Here is a 15868-nt window from a genome sequence, read left to right as displayed (position 1 = left end):
AAGCGCTACCATGATACCAGGACGACTCACATGCCTCGGAGAGTTACCCCAGCTGAAACACCGACACTTTCCGCTCATAGCCGCGCACCTCGACTTCACCGAGCGCGACGGCGTCGCTGCCGTCGTCGCCCAGCGCTTCGCGCACGGATGCCGAGATCAGGAACTGCGAGCCGAACTCCTTGTTCAACGCCTCCAGGCGCGAGGCAAAGTTCACGGTGTCGCCGATCACCGTGTACTCCTTGCGGCGGGGTGAGCCGATATTGCCGGCGACGACTTCGCCGAAATGGATGCCGATGCCGATGCGAAGCGGCCAGCTCGTCTCTGCGTTGATGCGGTCCATCGCGGTCAGCATCTCGCGGCCGGCGGCGACCGCTCGGTGCGCGGCGTCGGAAGCCTCCAGCGGCGCCCCGAACAGCGCGAGGAAACCATCGCCCAGAAACTTGTTCACGATGCCGCCGTGGCGGTCGAGGATGTCGACCAGCACGGCGAAGGCACCGTCGAGCCGGTCGACCACCTCTTGCGGCGTGCGCGATTGCGCGCCGGCGGTAAAGCCGCGGAAATCGACGAACATCACCGCGACGCGGCGGACGTCGCCGCCGCCGCTGGTGCTTGCCTGCATCAGCCGCTCAACCACCTGCGGGGAGACGTGCTGGCCGAACAGGTTCGTCACGCGGTCGCGCGCGGTCGCCGCCGCGATGCTCGCGGCGAACTGCCGGCGCAATTGCGCGCCCACGGCACCCGCAAGCACCCCGCAGATCAGGATGACGACGCCGCGCACGGCGTGGAAATAGATCAGGGGATCGCCGGCCTCGTCAGCCGCGTTGTAGTACAGCGCGACCGACAGAAGCCCGGCCGCGGCGACGATGCCCGTGAATGCCGAGAGCCAGAAGTCGAGCCGCAGGGTCGAGAGGATGATGAAGATGAAATACATCAGCGGCACGGCAAAGCCGAGAGCCTGGCTTGGACCCATGGTCCGGGTCTGCAGGATCAGGATCAACGTCGGCAGCGAGGTCTCGATCAGCGTGCCGATATAGCGTCGGATCACCGGCAGATCGCGATCGAGCCGGAGATTCCTCCTGATCTGGGTGTGGACCCAGAGCTCGAACAGGATGAAGCCGCCGAGGAGGCCGTAGACCTCGACGAGCCCTTCCGTTCCGCGCCAGACCCGGTTCAGCACGGCGGGGTCGATCAGATAGATCGCGGTGAGCAGCAGCATCAGGACGCAGCCGGTCATGATCAGCGCCCGCACCCGGAGCAGCTCGGTGCGCAGCACCTCCCGCGTCAGCTCGCGCTCGAATTCCTCCGATAACGCGGCGTGGTGCCGCGTCTTCCTGCTCGCAAACCTGACCATTCCGCCCTCTTGTCATTCCGGGGCGCGGCGAAGTCGCGAACCCGGAATCTCGAGATTCCGGGTTCGATGCTCTGCATCGCCCCGGAATGACTTCGAGACAGTCTGCCTCAATCCAGCGTGCGACGGAAGCGCGTCACGGCGATGGTCATGGCGAGCAGCATCAGGGCCGCCAGCGCCAGGGTGTCGAAGTGCAGGTTCTGCATGGTCGCGCCCTTCAGCATGATGGCGCGGACGATGCGCAGATAATGGGTCAGCGGCAGGGCTTCGCCGAGATATTGCGCCCACGCCGGCATGCCCGCGAACGGGAACATGAAGCCGGAGAGCAGGATGCTGGGCAGGAAGAACATCATCGACATCTGCATCGCCTGGAGCTGGTTCTGCACCAGTGTCGATATGGTGTAGCCGATCGACAGATTGGTGGTGATGAACAGCGTCGAGAGCAGCGCCAGCAGGACGAGGCTGCCCAGCACGGGTACGCCGAACAGGCCGACGCCGATGCTGATGATCAGGAAGGCCTGGACGAAGCCGACCAATACGTAAGGGATGATCTTGCCGAGCATCACCTCGACCGGCTTGATCGGCATCGACAGCAGGCTCTCCATGGTGCCGCGCTCGACCTCGCGGGTGACCGACAGCGCGGTGAAGATCAGCATGGTCATGGTCAGGATGGTGCCGACCAGCCCCGGCACGATGTTGAGGCTGGAGGCCGCGGCCGGATTGTAGCGCGCGTGCGCGCGGATCTCGAACGGCATCTCCGGGGGATCGCCGATGTAGAGATCGTGCTTGAGCGCGGTCTGCACGACCATGCCGAGCGAGCCGATCGCCGCGCTCGCCGCGACCGGATCCGTGGCGTCGGCGGCGACCAGCAGCGCCGGCTTGTCGCCGCGCCGCACCGCCCGCTCGAAGCCGCGCGGGATCTCGACACCGAACAGCACCTTGCCGGATTTCAGCAGATTGTCGAAGTCGTCGACGTCGTGCACCTCATAGAGGAAGCGGAAATAGGCGGTATTCTCCAGGGCCTTCAGGATCGAGCGGGCGAGATCGGAATCCTCCTGGAGCAGCACCGCGCTCGGCAGATGGCGCGGCGTGGTGTTGATGGCATAGCCGAACAGCATCAGCTGCATCACGGGCAACATCACGATCATCGCGAACGAGACGCGATCGCGCTTGAGCTGGATGAACTCCTTGACCAGCATCGCGTAGGAGCGCCGCAGAAAGCCGAAGCGCTCGCGGATCTCGCGCCGCGGTGCGGGATGGTCGACGGCGCTCATTGGAAATTATCCTTGGAGCGCCCCATCAGCTCGATGAACACGTCTTCGAGCGAGGGCTGCGACTGCTGCCAGCGCAGTCCGCCCTTCTCGCGCCAGGACGCGATGCTGGCTTCGAGCGCCGGGACGTCGCGGCCGGAAACATGCAGTGAGCTGCCGAACGGCGCCACCATATCGATGCCTGGCTTACCCGAGAGCGCGGCCGCAAGCTCGTTCAGGCCTTCGCCCGTAACGGTGTAGGTCGTCAGCGCGGATTTCGCGATCACCTCCTCCACCGTGCCGTGCGCCAGCAGATAGCCGTAGGCGATGTAGGCGATCTCGTGGCAGCGCTCGGCCTCGTCCATGTAATGGGTCGAGACCAGCACCGTGAGGCCTTCGGCTGCGAGTGCGTGGATCTCGTTCCAGAAATCGCGCCGCGCCTTGGGATCGACGCCGGCGGTGGGCTCGTCGAGCAGCAATAATTGCGGATTGGGCAGCGTGCAGGCCCCCAGCGCCAGCCGCTGCTTCCAGCCGCCGGAGAGCTCGCCCGCAAGCTGCTCCTCGCGCCCCGAGAGCCCGAGCCGCCTGATCATGTCGCGTGCGGCGCCGCGCGCGTCAGTGACACCATAGAGCCGCGCGACGAATTCGAGGTTCTCGCGCACCGACAGGTCCTGGTACAGGCTGAAGCGCTGGGTCATGTAGCCGACCTGACGCTTGATCTTCTCGGCATCGCGGCGGATGTCGTAGCCGAGGCAGGTGCCCTCGCCGCTATCAGGCGTGAGCAGCCCGCAGAGGATGCGGATGGTCGTGGTCTTGCCCGAGCCGTTGGGACCTAGGAATCCGTAGATCGAGCCGCGCTTCACCTGCATCGACAGATCGTGCACGACCTCGCGGCCGCCGAACGACTTGGTCAGGCCCTTGACGTCGATCGCGATGCCGTTGCCGCCGCTCATCGCTTGTCCGCCACCGGTGTCTTCGGGTTGAGATAGACGTCGATCGGCTGTCCCACACGCAAGGCATCGGGACGAGAGGGCCGCGCCTGGATCAGATAGACCAGCTTGTTGCGCTCATCGAGGCTGTAGATGACAGGCGGAGTGTATTCGGCCGAGGTTGCGATGAAGTAGATCTTTGCGGTGAGGTCGGCAGCGCAATTGTCGCACGAGACGCGCACCGTGTCGCCGATCGCGAGCTTGGGCAATTCGGCTTCCGGCACGAAGAAACGCAGCTTCATGTTGCCGGGCGGCATGATCGACAGCACCGGACGCTGCGCCGCCACCATCTCGCCCTCACGGAAATAGATCTGCTGGATGGTGCCGGCGACGGGCGCAAAGCCCTTGCGCCGCGCCATCCGCGTCTCTGACGTCGCCACCCGCGCTTCCGCGACGCGAAAGGCCGACACGGCGGCATCGAGATTGGCCTGCGTGCCCGAGCCGGTCTTGCTCAGCGAGGCCGCGCGGTCGTAGGTCTGCTGCGCGTTCGCCAGTGTCGCCTTGTTCTGATTGAGATCGGCGCGCTGGAGATCGTCGTCGACGGAATAGAGGGCATCGCCGACCTTGACCTCGTCGCCTTCGCGGACGTTGAGCTTGGTGACCCGCCCCGCTTCGTCCGGGCTGACGAAGATCATGTCGGCCTCGACCCAGCCCTGGAAGCCCGGATCGCGCTTCTCCGTGCACCCAGCGAGCCCGGTTGCGAGGACGATCGTCAATGCAAGACTGAAAATTGCTTGTGACGACCTCATGTCGTCCTCCGTTCACCAAAAATCAAATCGAGATGGACGCGCAGCATCTCCTGCGCGTCCAGCGGCGCGTGCCGCGCAAACAGGCTCTGCCAGATCACCGCGATCATCGCGGGTGCGACCAGGATCTGCGGATAGCGCGCGAGGTCCTTCTGCCGGATCTCGCCGCGGGCGATGCCGAGCTCGATCAGCGCGCGCATGGCGGCGATCCCGCGCGAGACGACCTCGCGGTAATAGAAGTCGGCAACGGACGGAAAGCGCGGGCCCTCCGCCACGATCAGGCGCACCAGATCGCCGCGCCTCGTGCCGATCACCTCGTTCAGGAAATTGCTCGCGAAAGCCTCGATCAGGTCGCGCACCGAGCCCGCCGGCGGCGGCAGCGTGGTCAGCCGTGCGACCACAGGAACGATGACGATACGCACCAGCTCCTCGAACATCGATTCCTTGTCCTTGAAGTGCAGGTAGATCGTGCCCTTTGCCACGCCGGCGCGCCTGGCGATGTCGTCGAGCCGCGTCGCCGCAAACCCGCGCGCGATGAACTCCTCCATCGCCGCTTCCACGATCGCCGCACGCCGCTCCGCCGCGCGCGTGGCGCGGTTCGTGGCAGGCGCCTCCTCGCTGCGAGCGGGCTCAGGGCCCTTTGCGCTGGCGCGAATTGCTGGCGGCAAGGCGGCTTTGGTCGGCTTCCTGGTCATTCGAAATTTATGACTGACTGGTCAGTCATTGTCAAGTCCATCGAGCGCAGCCGCCTTTGCGGTTAGATTAGCATTGACTAATGCATTAGCTAATGCTAATGGATCGGCATGATCGAAGCTGCCCCAAACCCCGTCACCACCGTGATGCGCGCCCTCGCCGACCCGACACGGCGCGCCGTGTTCGAGCGCGTGTTCGAGAGCACGGAGATCAGCGTCGCCGAGCTGACGCGCGGCAGCGGCGTCACTCAGGGCGCGATCTCGCAACACCTGAAGTCCCTCAAGCAGGCCGGTCTCGTCGCCGAGCGCGCCGAGGGCCGCAACGTCTATTACCGCGCCGCACCGCAAGGCCTCGAACCCCTGGTGACCTGGATGGATCATTACGGCGTCTTCTGGCGCGAGCGTTTCCAGAACCTGCGTGACCTCTTGAAGGAGATCGATCCGTGAGTGCTGCCGCGTTGAAAGCCGAAACAAGGGACATCGTCATCGACGAGGTCTTCCCTCACACGCCCGAGACGATCTGGAAGGCGCTGACCAGCGCGCAGTTGATCGCGCGCTGGCTGATGCAGCCAACCGGCTTCGAGGCCGTCGAAGGCAACAGCTTCACGTTCCAGACCACGCCGGGCGGCAACTGGGACGGCGTGATCCATTGTCGGGTTCTGGAGGTCGTACCAAACCGCCGCCTCGTCTACGCCTGGAAGGGCGGCGATGAGCGCAACACCGGCTATGGCGCACCGCTCGACACCATCGTGACGTGGTCGCTCACGCCGGTCGAAGCCGGCACGCGGATCCGCCTGGTCCATGCGGGCTTCGTCCTGCCGAGGAACGAGTCGGCCTACACGGTCATGAGCGGCGGCTGGAGGAAGGTTGTCCGCAAGCTCGACGAGATCAGCGGCGAAGAGTGAATGGGAGATATCGCGATGGACAAGCCCTATACCGGCGGCTGCGCCTGCGGCGCGATCCGCTATTCGATTTCCGGCGAGCCGCTGTTCAGCAATCACTGCCAGTGCCGGGACTGCCAGCGGGAAAGCGGCAGCGGCCACGGCTCGTACGCGACCTTCGCGCGCGCCGGCGTCACGCTGACCGGCGAAGCGAAGCATTGGGACATGGTCGCCGACAGCGGCAACGTGAAGACGCGCGGCTTCTGCACGCAATGCGGCGTGCCTGTCTACATGACGTTCGCAGCACAGCCCGCCGTCTTCACGATCCGGGCGGCAAGCCTCGACGAGCCCGCCCGCTACAGGCCGCAGGCGGTCACTTTCGCCGCGCGCGGTCAGGAGTGGGACCCTCTCGACGCTGGCCTGATGAAATTCGAGGGCATGCCGGGATGAGCGGCAAGTCTGCGGGCTTGCTTCGCCTCTCCCGCTTGCGGGAGAGGCCGGCGCGCTCGCAGAGCGCGGCGGGTGAGGGTTCTTGCCGCTCAGGGATAGCCTCCGCATTTCTCCACAATCCCACCGCGGAGAAAGCCCCCTCCCCCGCAAGCGGGAGAGGGAGCGCACCTCCGTCTTGGAAGCGCTTGAGCCTTCCCTTGCGACGCGTACTAGCCGAAGTCCAGCACCATGCGGCCCTCGATCTTGCCGGCCTTCATCCGATCGAAGACGTGATTGATCTCCGCGAGCGGCACCTTGGCCACCTCGGCCTTCACCTTGCCGTCGGCGGCAAACGCGATGGCTTCGTCGAGGTCGCGCCTCGTACCGACGATGGAGCCGCGCACCGTGATGCGCTTGAGCACGACGTCGAAGATCGGCGTCGGGAATTCACCCGGCGGCAGGCCGACGAGGCTGACGGTGCCCTTGCGGCGCACCATCTTGAGCGCCTGCGCAAACGCGGCCGTCGAGACGGCCGTCACCAGCACGCCGTGGGCTCCACCCCCGGTCGCGGCCAGCACCTTGTCAACAGCGCCGGCTGCGAGCGCATCGACCGCGAGATCGGCGCCGGCCTCACGTGCAAGCGCGAGCTTGTCCTCGGCGATGTCGACCGCGGCCACCTTGAGCCCCATCGCCTTGGCGTACTGGATCGCGACATGGCCGAGCCCGCCGACGCCCGAGATCACCACCCACTCGCCGGGCTTGGCCTCGGTCTCCTTCAATCCCTTGTAGGTGGTGACGCCGGCGCACAGGATCGGCGCGATGGCAGCAAAGTCCACCGTCGCCGGCAGCTTCGCGGCGAAGGCGGCCGAGGCGATGACATATTCGGCGAAGCCGCCGTTCACGCTGTAGCCGGTGTTGTGCTGGTGCTCGCACAATGTTTCCCAGCCGGTCTCGCAATATTCGCACGCCATGCACGCATCGTGCAGCCAGGCGACGCCGACGGCGTCGCCGACCTTGAGGTTCTTCACGCCGGGCCCGAGCGCGGCGACGATGCCAGCGGCCTCATGGCCGGGGATGAAGGGCGGAACCGGCTTGACCGGCCAGTCGCCGGAGGCGGCGTGCAGATCGGTATGGCAGACGCCACAGGCCTTGACCTTGACCAGAACCTCGCCGGGACCGGGCTGCGGCACCGGCACGTCCTCGATCACCAATGGCTTGCCGAATTGCTTGACGATTGCGGCTTTCATGGTCGGCATATCTCTGCTCCTTCGCATTGCGAATGGCTGAGTAGCGGCCGCACGCGGCCGGCACTTGATCCGGGTCAAACCGCCCAATCGTTGCGCAGCGTGCCGCCGTCATGACAGCGCGGTGACAGGACTTCGCAGGCGGACATCAACCATGGAACTTCAGGCCGTCGACGATCTTGTCGATCACCTTGCGCTCGGCGCGCATGGCTATGCCGACGAGATTGAGCTCGGTGCGCGCGACCGCCCTCACCGCCTCGCGGTTGGCGGCATCGTGCGTGGTTTTGAACATGTCCTCGGTATAGACGGCTGGCTTAACGTTCCGAGTGAGCGCGCGGTCCAGCGCGCGCGACAACGCCGGACCGTCGGCGCCATAGATCAGGATCGGCTGGCCGATCAGAGCGTGATATTTCGTGCCTGAGGCGTCTTCATAGGCTTCGCCGATGCATTCGGGAAAAGTGGCGGCGATGCCGCTGGTGAGGAAGGAGGCGACGTTGAGCTTCTGCCAGACCTGAAGATCGGTGCGGATCACGACTGCAATCTTGGTGTCGAACTGCATGGGGTTCCTCAGTGTCATTCAGGGGCGCGCCATTTTGGCGCGAGCTACGGTGCGCAATTGCGCATCTGAGAATCCATCGGGCCACAGAGCAAGTGGACGAATGGCTTCCGGGTTCGATGCTACGCATCGCCCCGGAATGACAGCAAGAGAGATGGATGGAATCAACCCTTGGCGTCGCAGGCCCAGGCGCGGATCACGCATTCCTTGCCGCCGTACTTGTAGCATTCGCGCGTGGCGGCATTGAGCGAGGCCGATATCTTCGGCTTGACGGCATAGCCATAGGCGCCGCAGGGATTTGTCATATCGACCGACATCGCGGCACAGGCGCGCTTCATCGTCACGGTGGTGCAATCGCCCTTGCACTGCTTCTGCGCCGCGGCGCGGGCCTCGTGCTCGTGGCCATAGTCATAGGCCTGGCCATAAGCGCCGCATTTGCCGACTGCAAAGGCGCCGGCGGCATGGGCTTCGGTGATGTAGCGGGCACCCGTGATGGCAACTGACAAGACAAAGCAAAACATCGCGCAACGGCGCGCGACGACGTTCGAAACCATGGAAAATCCCCTCCCCCCAAGGCAGGTGCGACTGACTCTAAGCCGCGGTCGTTTCCAGATGGTGAACGGGTGGTTGAATTCGCCAGGCTTGGAGGATGCCGTAGTCCCGTAGGGCGGATCAGCGAAGCGTAATCCGCCTCTTTTGTTTCCGCGGAGAAACACAGCGGCGGATTACGCCTTCGGCTAATCCGCCTTACGCCCCTTCATCCCCGCCTTGCCGCCTCCAGCGCCTGCGGGGTGTCGATGTCGAGAAAGGCGCTCTCGCCATCAACGGGCACTTCGGCGACCGCCTCGGCGTGCTTGGCGATCAGATGCCGCGCGCCGACGTCGCCGTCGAGCGTCATCAGCTCCTTGAAGAAGCGGCGCGACCACAGCACGGGATTGCCACGGCGGCCTTCGCTGACGGGAACGACGATGAGATTGCCGCGGTCGGGCGCAAAGCTGTCGATCAGGCGGTCGATCAGGCCGGAATCGATCAGCGGCATGTCGCCGAGGCACACCACGGCGCCGCCGCAGGTCTCCGGCACGGCCGCGATGCCCGCCTTGACCGAGCCGGCGATACCGCCGGCGAAATCCGGATTGCGGACGAATTTCACGTTCAGGCCTTGCAGCGCCTGCTCGACGAGCTCCGCCTGGTGCCCGGTCACGACGATCACCTCTGATGCCTTCGAGGCCAGCGCCTGCTCGGTCGCAAGGCGCACCAGCTTCTTGCCGTCGAGCTCGGCGAGCAGCTTGTTCGGGCCGCCCATGCGGGTCGAACGGCCCGCCGCGAGCACGATGGCCGCGACCTGGCTATTGCCCTCGGTCTCCGGCTTGGCGCGCGGCTGCGGCCGCGTCACGATTTCCATCAGGAGACCGCCGACGCCCATGCCCATCAGTTCGGACCGCGTCACCTTGATGCCGGCGAGGAGCCGCATCAACACCCAGTCGAAACCGTTCTCGACCGGCGAGCGCGCGCAACCCGGCGCGCCCAGCACCGGGACGCCGCCGGCGCGGGCGATCAGCAGCAGATTGCCGGGATCGACCGGCATGCCGAAATGCTCGATCTCGCCGCCGATACCGGTGACGGCCGCGGGGATCACGTCGCGGCGATCGGCGATCGCAGAGGCGCCGAACACGATGACGAGTTCGGCACCAAGGTCGAGCAAGTCCTTGATCGCGGCCGACAGCGCCTGCTCCTCATGAGGGACACGCCGCTCGGCGACGATGCTGGCGCCGGCCGGCGCGAGCCGCTCGGCGGTGACGCGCAGCGTTTTGTCGATCACTTTGGAGGACAGGCCCGGCAGCAGCGTCGAGACGACGCCGACGCGCTTGATCACGTAAGGCGCGACCTTCAGCACGTCCTTGCCGGCCGCCTTCACCGCCGCATCGCGCAACGCGCCCTCGACGCCGAACGGGATGATCTTGACGGTACCGACCATCTCGCCCTCGACCACCGGCTTGTAGGCGGTGAGCGTCGCGAAGGTGATGGCCTCGTCGACATTGTTGATGCGGTCGACCGCAGCGCGGTCGATCACCAGCACGCCCGGGCGCGCGGCGAACAGATTGGCGCGCCCGGTGAAGGCGCGCTCGACATGAATGCCCTCGCCGCCGACGGCGAGCGCGATGCTGGCAGCTGCGACGTCCTCGGAGACGTCACCCGCCTCCATCCGCACCACGACGATATCCTTGATGCCGGCACGCTCCAGCGCCTCGACCTCGGCGGCGCCGATCGTCGTGCCTTTCTTCAGCACCAGCGGCCCCTGGCGCAGGGTGTGGACGGTCACCCCGCCAATCGCATCCCTCGGGCTCGCCGGTCCGAATTTCATGCCGCTTCTTCTTTTTCTTTCGGAGGCAGCCGAAGCACCGCCGTGATCTCGGCCATGATCGCCACCGCGATCTCGGATGGAGAGACCGCACCGATCGGAAGGCCAATGGGCGCGTGGATGCGCGCGATGTCGCTCTCCTTGGCGCCCTGCGCCCGCAACCGGTCGGCCCGCTTGGCATGGGTCTTTCGCGAACCGAGCGCGCCGATATAGAAGCAGTTGCGCTCGAACGCGTGCAGCAGCGCGGGATCGTCGATCTTCGGATCGTGCGTCACCGCGACGAAGCCGGTGTAGGCATCGACGTTGAGCGGCGGCAGCGCCGTGTCGGGCCATTCGGCGATCAGCGGAATGTCCGGGAAGCGCTCCGGGCTTGCAAAGGCCGTGCGCGGATCGACCACGGTGACGTCGTAGCCGAGCGAGCGCGCCAGCGGCGCCAGCGCCTGGCTGATATGGACCGCGCCGACGATGACGAGCTTTGCCGTCGGCGCGTAGACGTTGAGGAACAGCTTCTTGCCACCGGCCTCGACACTGGCGCTCTTGCCCATGCGAAGCTGCTTCTCCAGCTCAGCGCGCAGCGGATCCTTGGCAAAATCCTTCGCCTTCACCAGCCGCTGCTCGCCGCTCTCGGTGTCGGTCACCAGGATCACCGGCCGGCGCGCGGTGCGCTCGGCATTGAGTTCGTGCAGGATCTCGAGCTTCACGATCAACCGACCTTCTCGACGAAGACGCGGATGGTGCCGCCGCAGGATAGGCCGACATTCCAGGCGGTCTCGTCGGCCACGCCGAACTCCAGCATTCTCGGTTTGCCGCTCTGGATCACGTCCATGGCCTCGGTCACCACGGCGCCCTCGACGCAGCCGCCGGAGACCGAGCCGAGGAAGGTGCCCTCATCGTTGATGACGAGGCTCGAGCCGGCCGGGCGCGGCGCCGAACCCCAGGTCTCCACAACGGTGGCGAGCGCGACGCCACGGCCGGCCTTCTGCCAGTCCTCCGCCGCCTTCAGGATATCCTCGTCGCGATCGAGCATGGGTGCCTCTCAAGCTGCGGAGCGGATCAGGCTGCGGTGATGCGGCGGCAGCGGCTGGGAGAGCGTCGTGATCAGCTCCTGGATCGAACTCAAATTATGTACCGGGCGGAATTCGTCAACGTGGGGAAGCATCATTTTGATGCCCTGCGCCTTGGCCTCGAAACCGCCGAACCGCAACAGCGGGTTGAGCCAGATCAGTCGCCGGCAGGACCGGTGCAGCCGGTCCATCTCGAAAGCCAGCTTGGAATCGGCTTCCCGTTCCAGCCCATCGGAGATCAGCAGCACGATGGCGCCCTGGCTCAGCACGCGCCGCGCCCACAATTTGTTGAAGTTGTGCAGCGAGGCCGAGATCCGGGTGCCGCCGGCCCAGTCCTCGACCGAGGCCGAGCAGCTCGCCAGCGCCTCGTCGGGGTCGCGCTGGCGCAGCGCGCGGCTGACGTTGGTCAGACGGGTGCCGAACAGGAACACCGAGACGCGCTTGCGCGCGTCGGTGATGGCGTGGAGGAAGTGCAGGAACAGGCGGGTATACTCGCTCATCGAGCCCGAGATATCGAGCAGCGCGACGATCGGCGCCGGCTTCTGGATCCGCCCGAGGCGATGGATGTCGATGATGTCGCCGCCGGTGCGGAGCGATGCGCGGAGCGTGCGGCGCAGGTCGAGCCGCAGGCCCCGGGCGTCGGGCTGGCGACGGCGCGTCAGAAGCTCGGCCTGCGGCAGGTGCATCCGCTCGATGGCGCGGAGCGCCTCGGTGATCTCGGCCGCGCTCATCTGCGCGAAATCCTTCTTCTGAAGGATCTCCTTGTCGGAGACGGACAGGCGCAGATCCTGCTCCTGGTGCTGCGGCGTCTCGGTCATCCGCGGCTGCGACATCGCCTCCTGCACGCGGCGCGCACCCGCCTGCGGCTTCTTCTTGGCCTGCTCCGGCAGCGGCACCGAATCCAGCATGTGCTTCCATTCCTCCGAGGCGCGGAAGAACAGGTTGAAGGCCTGCTTGAAGATCAGCGCATGCTCGTGGCGCTTGACGAAGATCGCCTCCAGCGTCGTGAAGACGTCGGCGCGGTTGCCGATGTCAATCACCTCGAGCGCTTTCATGGCATCGATCACCGCACCCGGCCCGACGGGAATGCCGGCGGCACGCAGCGCGCGGGCAAAGCCGACGATGTTGTCGGCGAACTGCTCGGTTTGCTCCGGGGCAAGGTGGTTGATGGCCATGGTCTGTCGCCCCTGCCGTCATTCCGTGGCACGCGTAGCGTGAACCCGGAATCTCGAGGTTCCGGGTTCGATGCTACGCATCGCCCCGGAACGACCCAACTAATTCTCGCTCGTCGCTTCCTTCAGCACCTTCTGCAAGGCATCGCCCTGCATCCGGGTGATGTCGTCCTGATACTTGAGCAGCGCACCCAGCGTGTCGCCGACCACTTGCGGGGTCAGCGACCGGGCATCGAGCTCGGACAGGGCGGTCGCCCAGTCGATCGTCTCGGCGACACCTGGCGACTTGTAGAAATCCTGGTTGCGCAGCGCCTGCACGAAGCGCACCACCTGCTGCGAGAGCTTGGCGGAGATCCCGGGCACGCGCGTCTTGACGATCGCAAGCTCACGCTCGGCGGCAGGATAATCCACCCAATGATAGAGGCAGCGCCGCTTCAGCGCGTCATGGATCTCGCGGGTGCGATTGGAGGTGATGATGACGATCGGCGGATGCGGCGCCTTCACGGTGCCGAATTCGGGGATGGTCACCTGGAAGTCGCTGAGGATCTCGAGCAGGTAGGCCTCGAACGCCTCGTCGGCGCGGTCGAGCTCGTCGATCAGCAGCACCGGCGGACCGGCGACGTCGGGCTCCAGTGCCTGAAGCAGCGGCCGCTTGATCATGTAGCGGTCGGCGAAGATATCGCTCGAGAGCTGGTCGCGATCGGTGTCGCCGGCGGCTTCCGCCATCCGGATCGCGATCATCTGCGCGGCGCTGTTCCACTCGTAGACCGCGGAGGAAACGTCGAGGCCTTCATAGCATTGGAGGCGGATCAGCTTCCGCCCCAGCGCCGCCGAGAGCACCTTGGCGATCTCGGTCTTGCCGACGCCGGCCTCGCCCTCCAGGAACAGCGGCCGGCCCATGCGCAAGGAGAGGTAGGTCACCGTCGCAAGCGACCGCTCAGCGAGGTAGCCCCGCGACGTCAGAAGTTCGAGCATCGCATCGACCGATGCCGGCAAAGCACCGGACGAATTGGGCGTTGAAGTCATGAGAAAGCCAGTCTTACTACGCCCTCATCGGGACATGTTCGGGGCCGATGCGTGAGGTCACCTCACGCCTTGGCGTTGGCGGCATCGACGGCACGCCGCGTCAGCACCCCGATGAGGTGCGCGCGGTATTCGGCGCTGCCGTGGATATCGCTGTTGAGACCTTCCGCCGGCACCGCGATGCCGTCCAGCGCCTTCGAGGCGAAGCGCTTCTTCAGGGCCTCCTCGAATGCGGTGACGCGGAATACGCCTTCGGAGCCGGCGCCGGTGACGGCAACGCGCACGTCCGAAGGACGCCGCGCCACGAACACGCCGACCAGCGCATAGCGAGAGGCCTGGTTGCGGAACTTGATGTAGGCTGCCTTTTTCGGCAGCGGAAACATCACCTTGGTGATGATCTCGTCGGCCTCGAGCGCCGTGGTGAACAGGCCCTGGAAGAACTCTTCGGCCTTCAGGCGGCGCTTGTTGGTGACGATGGTGGCACCCAGCGCCAGCACCGCGGCCGGATAGTCGGCCGTCGGATCGTTGTTGGCGAGCGAGCCGCCGATCGTGCCCTTGTGACGCACGGCCGGATCGCCGATTCCGCTGGCGAGATCCGCCAGCGCCGGGATCGCCTCACCGACGATGGCGGAGGTGGCGACCTCGGCGTGCCTGGCGGTGGCGCCGATCACAAGCGCGCGGCCCTTCATCTCGATCGCGTCGAGCCCCTCGATATGGGAGAGATCGACCAGATGCGGAGGGCTTGCGAGGCGCTGCTTCATGACGGGAATCAGCGTGTGGCCGCCGGCGATCACCTTGGCGTCTTCGTTCTTCACCAGGAGGTTGGCCGCCTGGCGAACCGTCCCAGGGCGATGATATTTGAATTCGTACATCTGGATGTCCTGATCGCGGGATGCGCGTTACGCGAGGTCGGATTTCGCCATCGCCTTCGCGCCGGCGGAGATCGAAGCGACGATGTTCTGATAGCCCGTGCAGCGGCAGAGATTGCCTTCGAGCTCCTCGCGAATCGTGTGGTCGTCGAGTTCGTGGCCCTTGCGATGCACGATGTCGATCGCGGTCATGATCATGCCCGGCGTGCAGAAGCCGCACTGCAGGCCATGGTGTTCGCGAAAGGCCTCCTGCATCGGATGCAGCGGCGCGCCGTCGGCGGCCAGCCCCTCGATCGTCTTGACCTCGTGGCCGTCGGCCATCACGGCAAGCGTGGTGCAGGACTTCACGGCCTTGCCGTCGAGATGCACCACGCAGGCGCCGCACTGCGAGGTGTCGCAGCCGACATGGGTGCCCGTCAGCTTCAGATTCTCGCGCAGAAATTGCACCAGAAGCGTGCGGGGATCGACATTGGCCGTGACAGGATTGCCGTTCACGATGAGGGAGATTTTTGCCATAAGCACTCTCTATCAGCGCCCCGACGGGTCCCGTCGAAGCGGTTCTTATAATTATTCCAACCCATCATATGGGCCAATATGCCCGGGGGCAACATCGCCCGGAATGCAAGGCGCCATGCCGAAAGCGATAGGTGTCAGCCTTGTACCGCCTTGGCGAAGTTCGCGAAAAATTCGTCGGCCAGTTTCTTGGCGGCGCCGTTGATGAGGCGCTGGCCGAGCTGCGCCAACTTGCCGCCGATCTGCGCCTCGACGTCGTACGACAGCAGCGTGCCGCCGTCCTTCTCCGCGAGCTTGACCACCGCGCCGCCCTTGGCGAATCCGGCCACCCCGCCCTCGCCCTCACCGGAGATCTTGTAGCCATTCGGCGGGTCGAGATCGGACAGCGTGACCTTGCCCTTGAAGCGCGCCGACACCGGGCCGACCTTCATTTTAGCCGTTGCGCGGAAGCCGCCATCGTCGGTCTTCTCCAGCTCCTCGCAGCCGGGGATGCAGGCCTTCAGCACCTCGGGGTCGTTGAGCTTGGCCCACACGGCCTCGCGCGGCGCCGCAAGCTCGACTTCGCCGTTCATCGTCATGGCCATGAGGTGCCTCCCGGATCGGACAACTATAGTGCTGATCAAGTAACGCAGCGGCGCGGCAAAGGAAAGGGCGGGCCCGGGTCACGTGCAATGCATATTCGCAACTGCAAAAAAATGTGTGGGGCCGGTTGGGGATTGGCACAGCCGGGCCA

19 protein-coding genes are annotated in these 15868 nt (G+C 65.6%); 3 read left to right on the top strand and 16 right to left on the bottom strand.

Features of this window, described 5'->3' with window-relative positions:
* Positions 1–43: 43 nt before the first annotated feature.
* From IVB23_RS35455 to IVB23_RS35435, 5 genes are all read right to left on the bottom strand, one after another.
* The gene (locus IVB23_RS35455; protein ID WP_247801609.1) at positions 44–1351 is read right to left on the bottom strand and encodes an adenylate/guanylate cyclase domain-containing protein; all 1308 of its coding nucleotides are present in this window, start codon (positions 1349–1351) and stop codon (positions 44–46) included.
* Between the two features lie 107 nt (positions 1352–1458).
* Positions 1459–2622: an ABC transporter permease gene (locus IVB23_RS35450; protein WP_247801607.1), complete on the bottom strand. Its 1164-nt coding sequence runs from the start codon at positions 2620–2622 to the stop codon at positions 1459–1461.
* Positions 2619–3551, bottom strand: coding sequence for an ABC transporter ATP-binding protein (locus IVB23_RS35445; RefSeq protein WP_197967705.1), 933 nt, complete (start codon positions 3549–3551; stop codon positions 2619–2621). Before IVB23_RS35445 ends, IVB23_RS35450 begins: the two co-directional genes overlap by 4 nt.
* Positions 3548–4336 (bottom strand): efflux RND transporter periplasmic adaptor subunit, encoded by a 789-nt coding sequence (locus IVB23_RS35440; RefSeq protein WP_247801605.1) that lies wholly within the window; start codon positions 4334–4336, stop codon positions 3548–3550. Before IVB23_RS35440 ends, IVB23_RS35445 begins: the two co-directional genes overlap by 4 nt.
* Complete coding sequence (locus tag IVB23_RS35435) at positions 4333–5028, bottom strand: TetR/AcrR family transcriptional regulator (protein ID WP_247801603.1); 696 nt, start codon at positions 5026–5028, stop codon at positions 4333–4335. Before IVB23_RS35435 ends, IVB23_RS35440 begins: the two co-directional genes overlap by 4 nt.
* 108 nt (positions 5029–5136) lie before the next feature.
* Between IVB23_RS35435 and IVB23_RS35430 the strand changes: the two genes are divergently transcribed.
* From IVB23_RS35430 to IVB23_RS35420, 3 genes are read left to right on the top strand one after another with little or no spacing between them, the layout of a single operon-like run.
* Entirely contained in the window at positions 5137–5472 is a 336-nt protein-coding gene (locus IVB23_RS35430; protein ID WP_061882906.1) for a metalloregulator ArsR/SmtB family transcription factor, read from the top strand.
* The gene (locus IVB23_RS35425) at positions 5469–5930 is read left to right on the top strand and encodes an SRPBCC domain-containing protein (RefSeq protein WP_247801601.1); all 462 of its coding nucleotides are present in this window, start codon (positions 5469–5471) and stop codon (positions 5928–5930) included. Before IVB23_RS35430 ends, IVB23_RS35425 begins: the two co-directional genes overlap by 4 nt.
* Before the next feature lie 15 nt (positions 5931–5945).
* Complete coding sequence (locus tag IVB23_RS35420; RefSeq protein ID WP_247801599.1) at positions 5946–6356, top strand: GFA family protein; 411 nt, start codon at positions 5946–5948, stop codon at positions 6354–6356.
* Between the two features lie 209 nt (positions 6357–6565).
* Here the strand turns inward: IVB23_RS35420 and adhP are convergent, their stop codons facing one another.
* The 11 genes from adhP to IVB23_RS35365 all read right to left on the bottom strand — a co-directional run bounded on the left by adhP (position 6566) and on the right by IVB23_RS35365 (position 15719).
* The gene (adhP, locus tag IVB23_RS35415; RefSeq protein ID WP_061882908.1) at positions 6566–7591 is read right to left on the bottom strand and encodes an alcohol dehydrogenase AdhP; all 1026 of its coding nucleotides are present in this window, start codon (positions 7589–7591) and stop codon (positions 6566–6568) included.
* Positions 7592–7727: 136 nt separating this feature from the next.
* On the bottom strand, positions 7728–8138 hold the full coding sequence (locus IVB23_RS35410; protein ID WP_247801597.1) for a DUF2000 family protein: 411 nt from the start codon (positions 8136–8138) through the stop codon (positions 7728–7730).
* 161 nt (positions 8139–8299) lie between these two features.
* Positions 8300–8689, bottom strand: a complete 390-nt coding sequence (locus tag IVB23_RS35405) for a DUF4189 domain-containing protein (protein WP_061882910.1) — start codon at positions 8687–8689, stop codon at positions 8300–8302.
* A 203-nt stretch (positions 8690–8892) separates the two neighbouring features.
* On the bottom strand, positions 8893–10497 hold the full coding sequence (locus IVB23_RS35400; RefSeq protein ID WP_247801595.1) for a molybdopterin-binding/glycosyltransferase family 2 protein: 1605 nt from the start codon (positions 10495–10497) through the stop codon (positions 8893–8895).
* The gene (locus tag IVB23_RS35395; RefSeq protein WP_247805019.1) at positions 10494–11195 is read right to left on the bottom strand and encodes an XdhC family protein; all 702 of its coding nucleotides are present in this window, start codon (positions 11193–11195) and stop codon (positions 10494–10496) included. Before IVB23_RS35395 ends, IVB23_RS35400 begins: the two co-directional genes overlap by 4 nt.
* A gap of 2 nt (positions 11196–11197) precedes the next feature.
* Positions 11198–11521 carry an XdhC family protein gene (locus IVB23_RS35390; RefSeq protein ID WP_007602422.1) on the bottom strand — a complete coding sequence of 108 codons (324 nt, stop codon included), beginning with the start codon at positions 11519–11521 and terminating at the stop codon, positions 11198–11200.
* Positions 11522–11530: 9 nt separating this feature from the next.
* On the bottom strand, positions 11531–12733 hold the full coding sequence (locus IVB23_RS35385) for a VWA domain-containing protein (protein WP_247801594.1): 1203 nt from the start codon (positions 12731–12733) through the stop codon (positions 11531–11533).
* 99 nt (positions 12734–12832) lie between these two features.
* Positions 12833–13756 carry a MoxR family ATPase gene (locus IVB23_RS35380; protein WP_061882914.1) on the bottom strand — a complete coding sequence of 308 codons (924 nt, stop codon included), beginning with the start codon at positions 13754–13756 and terminating at the stop codon, positions 12833–12835.
* A gap of 62 nt (positions 13757–13818) precedes the next feature.
* A complete protein-coding gene (locus IVB23_RS35375; RefSeq protein WP_247801593.1) occupies positions 13819–14625 on the bottom strand; it encodes a xanthine dehydrogenase family protein subunit M in 807 nt (268 codons plus the stop codon).
* Between the two features lie 27 nt (positions 14626–14652).
* Entirely contained in the window at positions 14653–15138 is a 486-nt protein-coding gene (locus tag IVB23_RS35370; protein WP_028137319.1) for a (2Fe-2S)-binding protein, read from the bottom strand.
* A gap of 134 nt (positions 15139–15272) precedes the next feature.
* Positions 15273–15719, bottom strand: coding sequence for a carbon monoxide dehydrogenase subunit G (locus IVB23_RS35365; RefSeq protein ID WP_131871258.1), 447 nt, complete (start codon positions 15717–15719; stop codon positions 15273–15275).
* Positions 15720–15868: the final 149 nt, after the last annotated feature.

It is taken from the genome of Bradyrhizobium sp. 191 (assembly GCF_023100985.1).
Lineage (GTDB): Bacteria > Pseudomonadota > Alphaproteobacteria > Rhizobiales > Xanthobacteraceae > Bradyrhizobium > Bradyrhizobium diversitatis.
Note: the sequence above shows the minus strand (reverse complement) of the source record. Positions and strands in the feature narration are given on the sequence as shown.

What these genes read in the sequence shown, in the direction of transcription:
- IVB23_RS35455 (WP_247801609.1), bottom strand. Translation starts at nt 1,351, where the DNA reads ATGGTCAGGTTTGCGAGCAGGAAGACGCGGCACCACGCCGCGTTATCG.
- IVB23_RS35450 (WP_247801607.1), bottom strand. Translation starts at nt 2,622, where the DNA reads ATGAGCGCCGTCGACCATCCCGCACCGCGGCGCGAGATCCGCGAGCGC.
- IVB23_RS35445 (WP_197967705.1), bottom strand. Translation starts at nt 3,551, where the DNA reads ATGAGCGGCGGCAACGGCATCGCGATCGACGTCAAGGGCCTGACCAAG.
- IVB23_RS35440 (WP_247801605.1), bottom strand. Translation starts at nt 4,336, where the DNA reads ATGAGGTCGTCACAAGCAATTTTCAGTCTTGCATTGACGATCGTCCTC.
- IVB23_RS35435 (WP_247801603.1), bottom strand. Translation starts at nt 5,028, where the DNA reads ATGACCAGGAAGCCGACCAAAGCCGCCTTGCCGCCAGCAATTCGCGCC.
- IVB23_RS35430 (WP_061882906.1), top strand. Translation starts at nt 5,137, where the DNA reads ATGATCGAAGCTGCCCCAAACCCCGTCACCACCGTGATGCGCGCCCTC.
- IVB23_RS35420 (WP_247801599.1), top strand. Translation starts at nt 5,946, where the DNA reads ATGGACAAGCCCTATACCGGCGGCTGCGCCTGCGGCGCGATCCGCTAT.
- adhP (WP_061882908.1), bottom strand. Translation starts at nt 7,591, where the DNA reads ATGCCGACCATGAAAGCCGCAATCGTCAAGCAATTCGGCAAGCCATTG.
- IVB23_RS35410 (WP_247801597.1), bottom strand. Translation starts at nt 8,138, where the DNA reads ATGCAGTTCGACACCAAGATTGCAGTCGTGATCCGCACCGATCTTCAG.
- IVB23_RS35405 (WP_061882910.1), bottom strand. Translation starts at nt 8,689, where the DNA reads ATGGTTTCGAACGTCGTCGCGCGCCGTTGCGCGATGTTTTGCTTTGTC.
- IVB23_RS35400 (WP_247801595.1), bottom strand. Translation starts at nt 10,497, where the DNA reads ATGAAATTCGGACCGGCGAGCCCGAGGGATGCGATTGGCGGGGTGACC.
- IVB23_RS35390 (WP_007602422.1), bottom strand. Translation starts at nt 11,521, where the DNA reads ATGCTCGATCGCGACGAGGATATCCTGAAGGCGGCGGAGGACTGGCAG.
- IVB23_RS35385 (WP_247801594.1), bottom strand. Translation starts at nt 12,733, where the DNA reads ATGGCCATCAACCACCTTGCCCCGGAGCAAACCGAGCAGTTCGCCGAC.
- IVB23_RS35380 (WP_061882914.1), bottom strand. Translation starts at nt 13,756, where the DNA reads ATGACTTCAACGCCCAATTCGTCCGGTGCTTTGCCGGCATCGGTCGAT.
- IVB23_RS35375 (WP_247801593.1), bottom strand. Translation starts at nt 14,625, where the DNA reads ATGTACGAATTCAAATATCATCGCCCTGGGACGGTTCGCCAGGCGGCC.
- IVB23_RS35370 (WP_028137319.1), bottom strand. Translation starts at nt 15,138, where the DNA reads ATGGCAAAAATCTCCCTCATCGTGAACGGCAATCCTGTCACGGCCAAT.
- IVB23_RS35365 (WP_131871258.1), bottom strand. Translation starts at nt 15,719, where the DNA reads ATGGCCATGACGATGAACGGCGAAGTCGAGCTTGCGGCGCCGCGCGAG.